The following is a 14,594-nucleotide window of genomic DNA, read 5'->3' on the forward strand; positions in this document are numbered from 1 at the left end:
TCAGATATTGAATAATAATGCTCAATCTGTCGAATAACTGCTTGCAATGCTACCCGGCTATTTTACCATTGAGCATCGGTTCACTGTATCTCGCTGACAGATGTTACTTATCCGCAGGTACTATATCCAAAATAATTCGAGTGCAGGAAGGCGGCGAACACAACGTCCCAATGAGCTTACATGAGTAAGTGATTCGGGTTATTTAGCGCAGCCAACGCGCAGACAGCTCGAAGTATGACGGGTATATTTATTTTCAGGTAAATTATGGCTTACAACACTCCATTTACTGCACAACCACCGGTTGCCTCTTCCGAGCTGCCGTTAACATTGATTTCACTTGATGACTGGGCGCTGGTGACATTAACTGGCGCGGACCGTGTAAAGTATCTGCAAGGGCAAGTCACGGCGGATATTGATGCATTGCCCACTGACCAACATGTGCTTTGCGCCCACTGTGATGCCAAAGGCAAGATGTGGAGCAATCTGCGGTTATTTTATCGCGGCGAAGGTCTGGCTTTTATCGAACGCCGTAACGTGCTTGATAAACAGTTAAGTGAACTGAAGAAATATGCCGTGTTCTCCAAAGTGGATATTGCTGCGCCACCTGATGCCATTTTGTTAGGTATCGCGGGTGCTGAGGCAAAAACTGCACTGGCGGAAGTATTTGCTGAATTGCCTAATATCGAGCATCCGGTCGTGCAGCAAGGTCATACCACACTGTTGCATTTTTCATTGCCCGCTGAGCGTTTCCTGCTGGTGACCGATGCCGGACAGGCACAGCAAGTGGTGGAAAAATTGTCTGGCCGCGCGCAGCTCAATAACAGTCAGCAGTGGTTGGCTCTGGATATCGAAGCGGGCTTCCCTATCATTGATACCGAGAGTAGCGCCCAGTTTATTCCACAAGCGACAAACATTCAGGCGTTGAATGGCATCAGTTTCAGCAAAGGGTGTTATACCGGGCAAGAAATGGTCGCCAGAGCAAAATACCGTGGCGCCAACAAGCGCGCGCTCTACTGGTTAGCCGGTCGCGCCGGCCGTGTTCCGGCAGTGGGTGAAGATTTAGAATGGCAATTGGGTGAAAACTGGCGGCGTACCGGTAGCGTTTTGGCTGCTGTTGCACTCAGTGACGGCTCGGTTTGGGTTCAGGCGGTGCTGAACAATGATTTGGCAGCAGACAGTGTGCTGCGTGTCCGTGATGATGTGGATAGCGTGCTTACTATTCAGCCATTGCCATACTCATTAGCCGAAGAAAAATAATATTTCTAATCACTTGAAATTATTGTGATTTAGCAGCAATACCAAATTCTTTGGATATCTATTTTTGAGTACATAATAGCGGGAGGCTGGTCATCCGGCCTCCGCAAATCAAGCATTAAACGTACAGGTAAATCGCCATAAAGTGGCAGACACTGCCGCCCAACACAAAGCCGTGCCAAATAGCATGCCCAAAGCGAATACGTTTAGAAGCATAGAAAACTACGCCCAAGGTATACAGCAAGCCGCCAATGGTCAGTAATGCCAGCCCGCCAATCTCAAGTTTTATCGCCAGTTGGTAAATCACAATCAGTGATAGCCACCCCATTGTCAGGTAAGTCACCAGCGACAGCACTTCAAATCGGTGAGCAAAAGCTAGCTTGAATATCACGCCGAACAAAGCCAATCCCCAAATCACCGCCATTAAACCTCTGGCCAAGGGGGAATCTAACCCCACCAATAGAAATGGTGTATATGTCCCGGCGATTAATATGTAAATGGCGCAATGGTCGAACTTCTGTAGCCAGAGTTTCGCCTTGCGATGTGGGACCGCGTGATACAACGTTGAGGCCAAAAACAGCAAAATAATACTGCCGCCATACAGGCTATAGCTGGTCATCGCCTTAGTATCGGCTCCGCTATCTATCGCCTGCCCCAAAAGTAAAACCAAACCGATAATTCCGAATATCACCCCAATACCATGACTGATGCTATTGGCGATTTCTTCTGCCCATGGATAAGACGGTGTTGTTACGTCCGTGGACGTGACCGAGGTCGTCGACGTCGGCAGAGCTGATTTATTCTTCAATACTGATTATCCTAAAAGTGAATATACTCCAAATAATTCAAGTTACTGGAAGGCGGTAAGTGAACAAAGCGGCCAACGCACAGGCGACTTGAAGTATGATTAATATCGTTATTTCATCCGGTGAGCACTGTAACTGGACAAAAATAGTACACATAGGTTAACTGAGAATGATTCCAGTGTACACGTGTACGCTTAAATATTCTGTCAGTACATGTAAACCATCATGTCTATTGGATAAATCATCGAAAAAACTAGGGCAATTGCTGATAATCAGTTAACTTTTGGCTGGTCTGCTAGTTATCTAAAACTGAGGTTTATTATGTCATTAGCAACTTTGAATTTTGGCCCACTGACAGAAACCATTCAGTTTCTGATGGAAATCGATAAGCTGAAAGATATCCAGCGGCGGACTAAAGTCATCGCCAGCTTACGTCAGGAGAACTCGGCCGAACACAGCTGGCATTTTGCTGTGGCGGCCATGAGTCTGGCCCCCTATGCAGGGCCGGATGTTGATATCAATCGCGTAATCAAAATGGCGCTATTGCACGATATTGTCGAGATAGATGCAGGTGATGTTATCGTCTATGACCTGGTGGCCAGAGCCGCAATTCATGAACAAGAAGTGGCTGCCGCCAAACGCTTATTTGGCATATTACCTCCAGCATTAGGCGCACAATTTACCGAGCTATGGGACGAGTATGAAGCGGAAGAGACTGCTAATGCGCGTTTTGCTACCGTGTTAGACCGTATTTTGCCCATGCTCATTAACCTGCATACTGAGGGGCAAAGTTGGATAGAAAATGGTATTCGGTTGCAGCAAGTTCTGGAACGCAACCAACTGGTTGCCGAATACTATCCTGAGATTTGGCAGCATTTACTGCCACAGTTGCAAGCAGCGCAGCAAAAGGGTTGGCTGAAGTAACTTATTTCCCACCCGCTAAATCCAACACACTGCCAGTGACATAAGAAGCATTGTCTGACAACAACCAGATAATTGCTTCTGCCACTTCATGTGGCTGACCGCCACGTTTCATGGGTAACAAACTTTGGATTCGGTCAACCCGCCCCGGCTCCCCCCCACTGGCATGAATATCAGTGTAGATAAGGCCTGGCCGTACTCCATTAACCCTAATCCCCTCAGCCGCCACCTCTAGTGACAGGCCGGTGGTCAATGTATCGATTGCGCCCTTGGAGGCGGCATAATCTAAATACTCGCCCGGTGCGCCAAGGCGGGCCGCGGCAGAAGAGACATTAACAATCGCACCACCATTGCCACCATGACGAAATGCCATGCGTTTGACTGCTTCGCGACTGCATAAAAAGTATCCCGTCACATTAGTGCTCAGCACCCGATTAATGCGCTCAGCCGTCAGCCCCTCGATGGTGGTTTGCGGGAACAAAATACCGGCATTATTGACCAGCGCAGTGATCGGCCCGAGCTGTGCTTCAAGCTTTTCAAATAGTGCAATGACTTGATATTCATCGGCAATATCGGCCTGTATTGCCACCGCCAACCCGCCCGCGGCGGCAATTTCTGCGACGACCTGCCGGGCAGCTTGCTCATCATTGATATAATTAACCGCGACACGATAGCCGTGTTTGGCTAATAGCAATGCTGTGGCACGACCAATCCCCCGGCTCCCCCCGGTCACTAATGCGACTTTCTTATGCATATCCCTGCTCCATACTTAACGGTGAATTTTTTCCCAAATGAGTACCCCAACCAGCGCAGAATTGTTCATTTGCAGCGGTGGTGTGCGAAGTGTTAAGCGATTTTCTTCGAATTGATAATAGCGAAGTTGCTGGCTACCTACCCAGTTGGGAAATAAACTGCCTTCAATAAAATGTGTAACGGTGGCTTGTTGTTCATCGATTTTGTATCGACCAAAATAAGTTAGCGCGCTGATAAAGGCATTTTTTATCTCATCATCACTGCCTTGCAGCCAGTCTTCAGAAGCAAAGTTCAGTCTACCACCGCAGTATAACTGAGCAGCCATAGTACCTTGTTTTTCATAATTAATTCGACCAGACATTTGCTGCCCCATCGGATAATGAATACTGCCGTCCGGCAAAGTAAAGTGCTGTGAAATCAGTGACCAACTGCCGATAAACTGATGGCTTACCATAATATTCATGCTCACTATTTGTATAACGAAAAATAAGCGTAGTCATTGATAGTGAGATATGGCAAATACCATTGATTGTCATCCACAAAGCAAAAGGGCCGCTTACGCGACCCCTTTGTTATTTAACACATGTATTTATTCGTAGTCACTGATTGGTACACATGAGCAGAACAGATTACGGTCGCCGTACACATCATCCAGACGTTTCACGGTCGGCCAGTATTTATTCTCCATCACACCCGCAATCGGGAACACCGCCAACTCTCGGCTGTAAGGGTGCTGCCAATCACCAACCAGCTCAGCCTGAGTATGCGGCGCATTCACTAACGGGTTATCTTCCAGTGGCCATTCACCACGGGCAACTTTCTCGATTTCCGCACGGATAGCCAGCATGGCATCGATAAAGCGGTCCAACTCGACTTTACTTTCAGATTCTGTCGGCTCCACCATCAGTGTGCCCGCGACCGGGAAGGACATCGTTGGCGCATGGAAACCGAAGTCAATCAAGCGCTTGGCGATATCCATCTCGCTGATCCCTGTTGCTTCTTTCAGCGGGCGAATATCCAGAATACATTCATGTGCCACACGGCCATCATGGCCGGTATACAGCACCGGATATGCTTCTTTCAGGCGCGTCGCAATGTAGTTCGCATTCAAAATAGCAACCTGACTGGCTTGTTTCAGGCCATCGGCTCCCATCATGCGGATATACATCCAACTGATAGGTAAAATGGATGCGCTACCAAATGGCGCCGCTGAAACTGCGCCTTGTTGGGTCGTCATGCCATCAATTTGCACCACGCTATGGCCCGGAACAAAAGGCGCCAAATGGGCTTTGACACCAATTGGCCCCATACCCGGACCGCCACCACCATGTGGGATGCAGAAAGTTTTGTGCAAGTTGAGGTGTGATACATCAGCGCCGATATAGCCCGGAGTGGTAATCCCCACTTGCGCATTCATATTCGCGCCATCGAGATAAACCTGCCCACCAAACTGATGAACTATCTGACAAACTTCACGGATAGTTTCTTCATACACGCCGTGAGTTGACGGGTAAGTCACCATAATGCAAGAGAGCTCATCACCGGCTTCGCCGGCTTTTTGGCGCAAGTCGTGCAAATCAATATTACCTTGCTTATCGCAAGCGACCACGACCACTGACATACCGGCCATTTGTGCAGATGCCGGGTTAGTGCCGTGAGCAGAGCTTGGGATCAAACAGATATGACGGCTCGCCTGATTGCGGCTTTCATGATAGCGGCGGATAGCCAGCAAACCTGCATATTCGCCTTGCGCGCCAGAGTTTGGTTGCATACAAACCGCGTCATAACCGGTCAATTGCACCAACCATTGTGACAACTGACCAATCATTTGCTGGTAACCCGCCGCTTGCTCCGGCGGGCAGAATGGGTGCAATTCGGCAAATTCAGGCCAAGTGATCGGGATCATTTCAGCCGCGGCATTCAACTTCATGGTGCAAGAGCCTAGCGGGATCATCGCCTGATTCAGCGCCAAATCTTTGCGCTCTAAACGATGCATATAACGCATCATTTCGGTTTCACTGTGGTAACGGTTAAAGACTGGGTGAGTCAGAATCGGATCTTGTCGCAACATTGCTGCTGGAATCGACTGGCTATTTTGGCTGACTTTGGCATCAAGTTCATCAATATCCAAACCATGATTATCACCGGCCAACAGGGTGAAAAGAGTCTGAATATCGTCGCGAGAAGTGGTTTCGTCCAGCGTGATACCAACTGCACCATGAATATCAGTGCGTAAATTAATACCGAAACTCAATGCATGGGCCAATACGGCGGCTTTGTCTTTAACTTCGACAGTTAATGTATCGAACCAATGCTGGAAACGCAGAGTTAGACCGGCTTGTTGCAAGCCCGCAGCCAGAATATCAGTCATTCGGTGAATACGACCAGCAATACGCTGTAACCCTTGCGGGCCATGATAAACCGCGTACAAACTGGCAATATTGGCCAGTAACACCTGAGAGGTACAGATATTAGAGTTGGCTTTCTCGCGGCGAATATGTTGCTCACGAGTTTGCATCGCCATACGCAGCGCGGTATTGCCAGCCGCATCGCGCGAGACGCCAATAATGCGGCCTGGCATCGAGCGCTTAAATTCATCACGACAGGCAAAGAAAGCAGCATGTGGGCCACCGTAGCCCATTGGCACGCCAAAACGCTGAGCCGAGCCAAATACCACGTCAGCGCCCTGTTTACCCGGCGCTGTCAGCAGCACTAATGCCATAATATCGGCGGCAACGCTGGTAATAACTTTGCGTTTTTTCAGCTCAGACAGCAGCGCTGAATAGTCATGTAATTCGCCAGTGGTACCAACTTGTTGCAACAGCACACCAAAAATACCTTCCAGCTCCAACACTTTTTCTGCGCGGTCAACAATCACTTCAAAGCCAAAGGTTTCAGCGCGCGTGCGTACCACATCCAATGTTTGTGGATGTACATCATCGGCGACGAAAAATCGATTAGCGTCTTTGAGCTTACTGGCACGTTTCGCCAACGCCATGGATTCAGCTGCCGCAGTAGCTTCATCCAGCAAAGAAGCGGAGGCCAGATCCAGACCGGTCAAGTCTTGGGTTAGTTGCTGGAAATTCAGCAATGCTTCAAGACGCCCTTGTGAAACTTCTGGCTGATAAGGGGTGTAAGCGGTGTACCAACCCGGGTTTTCCAGCATATTACGCAGGATAACTGGCGGTGTCAGAACGGGGCTATAGCCCATGCCAATATAAGATTTATAGCGCTGATTCTGGCTGGCAATCCCTTTAAGTTCTGCCAGCGCCTGATGTTCAGTCGCAGCATCACCCACCGGCGGCGGGCTGGGCAATTGGATATCTGCCGGAACAATCTGCTGAATCAATGTCCTTAACGAGCTGGCGCCAACGGCGGCCAACATCTGTTGCTGTTGCTCAGCGGAGGAGCCGATATGGCGCTGAATAAAAGCATCGTTATGTTCAAGCTGGCTGAGATTCTGAGTCATTTGCTACAAATTCCTGAATAGGGCATGGGACGGGGTTGTTGACAAAGTGCGAGCTACGAAGAGAACAAGCAGCGAGTAAAGACGCGGTTACTCCATTCCTGGAGGCGCGAGCCGCGCCATTGCTGGCATGGACGCTTTACTCATCTGCCAGCCCTCACCGCCAAAGATCAAGTCATCGGGGTTTGTCAGCAGTTTGGCCCCGAAAAATGGGGCCACGTTCATTTACTCGTCGATAGTCGCCTGATAAGCCTCGGCATCTAACAAACTCGCCAATTCAGCTTCATCTGAAGCTTTGATACTAAACAGCCAGCCATCCGTGTAAGGGGCGCTGTTCACCAGTTCTGGGGAACTTTCCAGCTCGGTATTCACTGCAATGATTTCACCGCTGATTGGGGCATAGATGTCGGAAGCGGCTTTAACTGACTCTGCAACCGCACAATCACTGCCCGCAGACACTTCACTGCCCACTTCTGGCAAATCAACAAACACCATGTCGCCCAGAAGCTCTTGCGCATGCTCAGTGATCCCGACGCTATAAACGCCATCACCATCGGCACGAACCCACTCATGAGATGATGCATATTTCAAATCTGCTGGTACATTGCTCATTGCTGCTCCTTAAAAAGCGTAGAACCCAATTGTGTGGTTCATAGAATTCGGAATAATACCGCTAAATTTACAGCGCGACCGGTTTACCCGCTCGCACAAAACCCGGTTTTGTGACCCGCACCGGCATTTCACGGTTACGGATTTGCACCACAGCACTGTCACCAATCCCCGCAGGAACACGGGCCAGAGCAATACTAAAGCCCAGTGTTGGTGAGAATGAACCACTGGTTATCACACCAACATGCTGGTGACCTGAAGCATCAGAAAAATGCACCGGCAACTCATTACGCAATACGCCTTTCTCAGTCATGATCAAGCCGACTAACTGCTCAGTGCCATTATTGCGTTGCTGTTCCAGTGCTTCACGGCCGATAAACTGGCGATCTTCTGGCAGCCATGCCACTGTCCAGCCCATATTGGCAGCGAGCGGCGAAATGCCTTCGTCCATTTCCTGGCCGTAGAGATTCATACCAGCTTCCAGACGCAACGTGTCACGCGCGCCAAGACCGGCAGGTTTCACACCCGCAGCCAGCAGTTGTTGCCAGAATTCCACAACGCGCTCTTTCGGCAGCGCAATTTCATAACCTGCTTCACCGGTATAACCCGTGGTCGCAACAAACAAATCATCAACCTGAATACCAAAGAATGGTTTCATTCCTGCAATTGCTTTCTGCTGCTCAGGGGTCAGTAAACTCGCGACTTTCTGTTGTGCTGTTGGGCCTTGCACTGCCACCAAAGCCAAGTCGTCACGCACAGTGACTTCAACCAGATACGGCTTAGCATGCTGAGTTATCCATTCCAGATCTTTATCTCGGGTGGCGGAGTTAACCACCAGACGGAAATAGTCTTCGCGCAGGAAGTAGACAATTAAATCATCGATAACACCGCCGGAGGCATTCAGCATCCCGGTGTAAAGGGCTTTGCCCGATTGGGTCAATTTGGCTACGTCATTGGCTAATAAATAACGCAGGAATTCGCGGGTACGAGCGCCGTGCAAGTCGACAATGGTCATGTGCGAGACATCAAACATGCCGGCGTCCTGGCGCACAATATGGTGCTCGTCGATTTGGGAACCATAATGCAATGGCATCATCCAGCCATGAAAATCTACCATGCGCGCACCGCACGCCACGTGTTGGTCATACAGCGGGGTCTGCTTAGCCATCTCTCTCCCTCAAATAGTTTCATGTAATGAGTGTCTGATACTCTAACTCACCATAAACGGGCATTTACCCTAGATAATTCGGGTTGCAGGAAGGCGGCAACTAAGTGAATCCCCAGAGGCTTACTCAGTAAGTGACCGGGATGAACGAAGACAGCCAACGCCCATGCAACGTGAAGTATGACGGGTCTACGCAAACGATACCTTTTGCCCACGTTATCACCGAATTCATCAGGTAACCATAAGCTAAAATAGGCAATGGCAGGTATTAAGACGACAAAAGACAGGGGTATTGTGCAGAGTTTTATACTGAAAAACTGCGCACAGAGGCACAGAATTAACAATTAATCAGTAAAAATGGCGATGTTATATAACTAAATAACCAAAACCCTATCAGATTCAACTTATCAGGTTTTGGTTATGAGTGAAAAAAACTAATGCGAAAAGCATGCTGAAATTAGATTATTTCAACTGAGGGCAAATTTAGCGGCGCGCTGGATTATTCATCCAGCCAATCAGGTAAATCATTTAACCCCATGGCCTGTCGAACTAATTGCGGTTTTATGCCAGGCAAACTGTCCGCCAGTGTCAGCCCGATATCACGCAACAACTTTTTGGCCGGATGACTGCCCGCAAACAGTGAGCGGAAACCCTGCATACTGGCAAGCATGACTGCCGCACTGTGCTTACGGCGGCGCTCATAGCGACGCAGGTAAAGATGCTGTCCGATATCTTTCCCCTGACGCTGCAAGCGCCGCAGCTCAGAAACCAACTCGGCAGCATCCATAAAGCCCAGATTCACCCCCTGCCCGGCCAACGGATGCACGGTATGAGCGGCATCGCCCACCAGAGCCAGCCGGTGTGCTGCAAAACTGCGCGCATAACGCCCGGTCAGTGGGAAGGTCTGGCGCTCGCTTTCAAGCTGGCATTGCCCCAAACGCATATCAAACGCCATACCCAACTCACGATTAAATTGTTCTGCGGGCAACGCCGCCAACTCAACAGCACGTTCAGGAGGCACTGACCACACAATCGAACTAAGGTGGGGGTCACTAAATGGCAGGAATGCCAGAATACCATCGCCATGAAATACTTGACGCGCCGTGGCCTGATGGGTTTCTTCAGTGCGGATGGTTGCCACCAGTGCATGATGAGCATAATCCCAAAATGTTAGTGGAATATCAGCATGTTGGCGCAACCAAGAATGAGCACCATCAGCCCCAACCACCAATTTAGCACTGAGCATCCGGTCATCTGTCAGAGTGATAAATGCTTCGCTTTCACCCCAAGCCACCTGTTTGAGACTGGCGGGGGCCAGTAAGGTGACATCCAGCAATTGGCTGGCTCGTTGCCATAATGCCTGCTGAATCACTTGGTTTTCAATAACATGCCCGAGGTGGCTGAAACCATACTCATCTGCATGGAAAGCAATTTTGCCAAAACTGTCTTGGTCCCACACCGCCATTCCGCTATAAGGGCTGGCGCGCAGCGCTAAGATACTCTCCCATACGCCAAGTTTTTGCAGTAAGCGCTCACTGGCTGCATTGATTGCCGAGACCCGAAGTGCCCGCTCGCCAGTCACTGGAGCTGCTAGCGGCTCGGGTACGGGTTGGTGCTCCAAAACAGCTATGCGCAGGCCGCTGCCTTGTAAGCCGCAAGCCAGTGCCAAACCGACCATTCCGCCACCAGCGATTACCACGTCATATGATTGCATTCAGATACGTTCCTATAATAAATACTAACGTTGTATACCCAATAGATTTCAGGGGGGCAGGAAGGCGGCAAACGAGATTATCCCGATGAGCTTACATCAGTAAGTTATTCAGGTGGTCGAGAGCAGCCAACACATCTGCAACAAGAAATATGAAGAGTAGACAAAGTTAGCGCTTAACCCATCCTAACGTCCGTCGCGCGAAAGTATCACGTATGGTGGGCATATGCTCCATCGACATCAGAGCAAGATTACGCGCCACCACCAGCGGCCCATAGCGGTTGGCAAACAGGCGGATTAACCCATCTGTCACGCCAATAGTGGCCTGTTGGTCCTGCTGCCGCCGCTGTTGGTATTGGCTGAGTACTTTATAATCGCCGGGATCACCGCCCGCTTGTGCAATAGTTTCAGCCAGTGACATCACATCGCGCAGACCGAGATTAAAACCCTGACCTGCAATCGGATGTAATGTTTGGGCGGCATTACCAACTAATGCCAGACGATGGCTGACATGGCGCGAAGCAGTGAGCAATTGCAGTGGGTAACTGTGGCGTTTGCCCGCATGAAGGATTTTCCCCAGACGCCAACCGAAAGCTTGCTGTAACTCTGCCAGAAAACGAGCATCATCCCAGTTATCAACCCGCTGTTTGTCTTCTTTGGCATGACACCAAACCAACGAACTGCGCCCTTGAGACATCGGGAGTAAAGCCAGCGGCCCATGACGGGTAAAGCGCTCAAAAGCCCGCCCACGGGGCAATTCGGCAGTGGTGACATTGGCAATTACCGCAATTTGCTGATAATCCTGCCGCTGCCACTGAATATGACAAGCATGAGCTAATGCCGAATGAGAACCATCTGCCGCCACCAATAATTGGGCACTGAGCTGTTGCCCATTATCCAATGTCACGGTGGCAGATTCAGCCGTGCGAACCACATCAACCACTTTGGCGGGGCAATATAAGGTCACGCCCGGTGCTTTTTGTAACAAGGAAAATAGCCGCTTACCGGCATCAAACAGTTCAATAACTTGGCCCAATGCCGGAACGCGATAATCTTGTGCCCGAAGGTTCACAAAACCGGAATGGCCGCTATCACTGACGTGAACATGCTCGATGGCGGTAGCGCAATCTGCCAATGCCGACCAAAGGCCGATGCTATCCAATTGCTGACAAGTACCCTGCGCCAGTGCAATAGCTCTGGCATCAAACCCAGGGTGCTGATGACTGTCAGGAAGTTGTGCTTCGACCAATGCCACCGGCATCTTCCCTTGCGTCAGGGATGAAATCGCGAGCGCCAGTGTTGCACCGGCCATACCGCCACCGACAATTATCACACTCATCAGTTATCTCGCCGCCGCCATAAGGGCTTCAATCTCATCGGGATCTTTAACCACACTGGCGGTCAGATTTTCGTTACCATCAGCAGTAATCACAATGTCATCTTCAATGCGAATCCCAATCCCGCGATATTGCGATGGGACATCTGCGTCCGGAGCAATATACAAGCCCGGCTCGATAGTCAGCACCATGCCCGGCTCAAGAATGCGGCCGCGATCACTGTTGGTATAATCGCCGACATCATGTACATCCAGCCCCAGCCAGTGACTCAAACCGTGCATAAAGAATGGCCGGTGCGCCTGCTCAGCAATTAACTGTTCGACATTGCCTTTCAGGATGCCCAAATCAACCAAGCCGGTAATCATAATCCGCACTACCTGCTCGGTGACTTCACGGATGCTGGTTCCTGGTCGGAATAATTCCAGTGCTTTGTTGATGGAAGCTAATACGATGTCATAAATCTCGCGTTGGGCCGGGGTGAATTGGCCATTAACCGGGAAAGTACGTGTGATATCACCGGCATAGCCCTGATATTCACAACCCGCATCAATCAGCACCAAATCGCCATCGCGCAATTCACACTCATTTTCGGTGTAATGCAAAATGCAGCCATTTTCGCCGCCGCCCACGATAGTGTTATACGCCGGATAACGCGCACCATGGCGAGTAAACTCATGCAGAATTTCCCCCTCCAGTTGGTACTCGAACATCCCCGGCCGACACTTTTCCATCGCGCGGGTATGTGCCAATGCGCTGATTTCACCGGCGCGACGCATCACAGCAATTTCTTCCTCTGACTTAAACAGGCGCATCTCATGTAACCATGGTCGCCAGTCAGTTAAGGTTGCTGGCGCGCGTAGATTTTTACGAAAACCGTTACGTAATCTTTCCAGTGCGGCGAACACAATTTTATCAGCATAATCATACTGGCCCTGCGCGTGATAAATCACATCAAGGCGATTAAGCAGCAAATAGAGTTGTTCGTCGATTTCGTCAAAAGGTAGTGCACGATCGACCCCCAACTTAGCGGGGGCGGCCTCTTGCCCTAAGCGGCGGCCAAACCAGATTTCAGCGGTTAAATCACGCACCCGGTTAAACAGCACGCTGTGGTTATGAGTCTCGTCGCTTTTCACCAGAATCAGCACCGCCTGCGGCTCATTGAAGCCAGTCAGATAACTAAAATCGCTATTCTGCCGATAAGGATATTCAGAATCCGCACTGCGCGTGGCCTCTGGCGCGGCAAAAATAATTGCGGCACTGCCCGGAGCCATCTTCGCCAACAGTGCCTGACGGCGATTTTGGTATTCTTGCTGAGTCATTACACCCTCCTGAAATATCCGATTTTCATCATTCTGCGCGCGATACTGCGTGTTTAGTGTAAGGTCGGCTTACGGACTTCCGGGGCCGTTGGTTTCTCTTGAGTAAATTCGATATGGCACAAGATAGCCGCAACACGGACATACTCAATCACCTCTTCCAATGATTGAGCCAGTTCTTCCTGATCCTCATCTTCGTCATATCCTAACTGAGCAATATTACGCAAATCATCAATGGCCTCACCCACTTCGTCTTTCACTTGCGCCAACTTCGGTTGCAGCATTCCAAGCCCAAGCAGAAAATGGTTCACCCAGCCTGATAACGCATCAGCTCGGTCAAAAACAGTCACCTCTTCCCCTTCAGGAATCAGCAACTGGAACATAAAACCTTCGTTTTCCAGTGCTTCTTGTGTTGCTTCATGTAACTGTTGTAACGGCAAACCAAGGGCTTGCGAAAAGGCGACGCCCTCGTTGGTGAGGTCATGCACCAGAGTGCGCCAACCATCGTCTTTACTGCCTCCGCAAAGTATACCGCTGATCAAGCCATGCATTTCAGCAGGGGTTAATGCCACGGCTTGCTGGCTCAATGCCAGGGCAATTGATTGGTAAGTTGGTAATGTATTCTCTATAGACATGCTTATTGGTCATCGTTGGCAGGATAAGTTCGTGTTATGCTACCACCAAGAAAGGTCGCTATACCAGAAAACGCAACGCGCTATACCCTATAGATTTCAAGATGCAGGAAGGCAGTAAGCAACCGCGGGTATATATCCGCAGCTGGAAAGATGTCAGGGATTAGGGCTTGAATCTTGGTATCGAGGTATATATAGTGACGCCCGCTTTGCAGCTACGAGCAATTTGCCTCTGGTTTTCAGAGCTGGCGCGAAATTAGTCAGGAAGGTCGCATGTCTGCACAACCAGTAGATATACAAATTTTTGGTCGCTCGTTAAGAGTTAATTGTCCGCCAGAACAACAAGATGCGTTGAACATGGCCGCAGAAGATCTTAACCAACGATTGCAAGATCTGAAAGTTCGCACTAGAGTCACCAATACTGAGCAGTTAGTTTTCATCGCGGCATTGAACGTATGTCACGAATTAGCTCAGGAAAGATTGAAAACCCGTGACTATGCATCCAATATGGAGCAACGTATTCGGATGTTACAACAGACCATTGAACAGGCATTGCTTGAACAGGGTCGCATCTCTGAACGTCAGGATGCACAGTTTGAATAAATCTCTGTTGAATGATAGATT

At 49.8% G+C, this 14,594-nt stretch carries 13 protein-coding genes; 3 read left to right on the forward strand and 10 right to left on the reverse strand.

What is annotated here, in order from left to right:
* Positions 1-264: 264 nt before the first annotated feature.
* Positions 265-1,257 carry a tRNA-modifying protein YgfZ gene (gene ygfZ / locus F0T03_RS17235; RefSeq protein ID WP_145553100.1) on the forward strand — a complete coding sequence of 331 codons (993 nt, stop codon included), beginning with the start codon at positions 265-267 and terminating at the stop codon, positions 1,255-1,257.
* Between the two features lie 115 nt (positions 1,258-1,372).
* On the opposite strand, the gene trhA is transcribed toward ygfZ, so the two are convergent.
* Entirely contained in the window at positions 1,373-2,062 is a 690-nt protein-coding gene (trhA, locus tag F0T03_RS17240; protein WP_145553102.1) for a PAQR family membrane homeostasis protein TrhA, read from the reverse strand.
* A 319-nt stretch (positions 2,063-2,381) separates the two neighbouring features.
* On the opposite strand from trhA, the gene F0T03_RS17245 reads away from it, so the two are divergent.
* The gene (locus tag F0T03_RS17245; protein WP_145553104.1) at positions 2,382-2,984 is read left to right on the forward strand and encodes an HD domain-containing protein; all 603 of its coding nucleotides are present in this window, start codon (positions 2,382-2,384) and stop codon (positions 2,982-2,984) included.
* 1 nt (position 2,985) lies between these two features.
* Here the strand turns inward: F0T03_RS17245 and F0T03_RS17250 are convergent, their stop codons facing one another.
* The 9 genes from F0T03_RS17250 to F0T03_RS17290 form a co-directional block, all read right to left on the reverse strand.
* A complete protein-coding gene (locus F0T03_RS17250) occupies positions 2,986-3,735 on the reverse strand; it encodes an SDR family oxidoreductase (protein WP_159679684.1) in 750 nt (249 codons plus the stop codon).
* A gap of 15 nt (positions 3,736-3,750) precedes the next feature.
* The gene (locus tag F0T03_RS17255; RefSeq protein ID WP_159680962.1) at positions 3,751-4,188 is read right to left on the reverse strand and encodes a lipocalin-like domain-containing protein; all 438 of its coding nucleotides are present in this window, start codon (positions 4,186-4,188) and stop codon (positions 3,751-3,753) included.
* Positions 4,189-4,323: 135 nt separating this feature from the next.
* The gene (gcvP, locus tag F0T03_RS17260; protein ID WP_159679687.1) at positions 4,324-7,203 is read right to left on the reverse strand and encodes an aminomethyl-transferring glycine dehydrogenase; all 2,880 of its coding nucleotides are present in this window, start codon (positions 7,201-7,203) and stop codon (positions 4,324-4,326) included.
* A gap of 222 nt (positions 7,204-7,425) precedes the next feature.
* Entirely contained in the window at positions 7,426-7,812 is a 387-nt protein-coding gene (gene gcvH / locus F0T03_RS17265) for a glycine cleavage system protein GcvH (RefSeq protein ID WP_025377123.1), read from the reverse strand.
* Between the two features lie 67 nt (positions 7,813-7,879).
* Complete coding sequence (gene gcvT, locus F0T03_RS17270; protein WP_159679690.1) at positions 7,880-8,977, reverse strand: glycine cleavage system aminomethyltransferase GcvT; 1,098 nt, start codon at positions 8,975-8,977, stop codon at positions 7,880-7,882.
* 496 nt (positions 8,978-9,473) lie between these two features.
* Positions 9,474-10,688: an FAD-dependent 2-octaprenylphenol hydroxylase gene (gene ubiI / locus F0T03_RS17275; RefSeq protein ID WP_159679692.1), complete on the reverse strand. Its 1,215-nt coding sequence runs from the start codon at positions 10,686-10,688 to the stop codon at positions 9,474-9,476.
* A gap of 166 nt (positions 10,689-10,854) precedes the next feature.
* Positions 10,855-12,024 carry a 2-octaprenyl-6-methoxyphenyl hydroxylase gene (gene ubiH / locus F0T03_RS17280; protein ID WP_159679694.1) on the reverse strand — a complete coding sequence of 390 codons (1,170 nt, stop codon included), beginning with the start codon at positions 12,022-12,024 and terminating at the stop codon, positions 10,855-10,857.
* A 3-nt stretch (positions 12,025-12,027) separates the two neighbouring features.
* A complete protein-coding gene (pepP, locus tag F0T03_RS17285) occupies positions 12,028-13,341 on the reverse strand; it encodes a Xaa-Pro aminopeptidase (protein ID WP_159679696.1) in 1,314 nt (437 codons plus the stop codon).
* Between the two features lie 53 nt (positions 13,342-13,394).
* The gene (locus F0T03_RS17290; RefSeq protein ID WP_159679698.1) at positions 13,395-13,973 is read right to left on the reverse strand and encodes a YecA/YgfB family protein; all 579 of its coding nucleotides are present in this window, start codon (positions 13,971-13,973) and stop codon (positions 13,395-13,397) included.
* A gap of 270 nt (positions 13,974-14,243) precedes the next feature.
* Between F0T03_RS17290 and zapA the strand changes: the two genes are divergently transcribed.
* A complete protein-coding gene (zapA, locus tag F0T03_RS17295) occupies positions 14,244-14,573 on the forward strand; it encodes a cell division protein ZapA (protein WP_004706812.1) in 330 nt (109 codons plus the stop codon).
* Positions 14,574-14,594 lie beyond the last annotated feature (21 nt).

It is taken from the genome of Yersinia canariae, from assembly GCF_009831415.1.
GTDB lineage: Bacteria > Pseudomonadota > Gammaproteobacteria > Enterobacterales > Enterobacteriaceae > Yersinia > Yersinia canariae.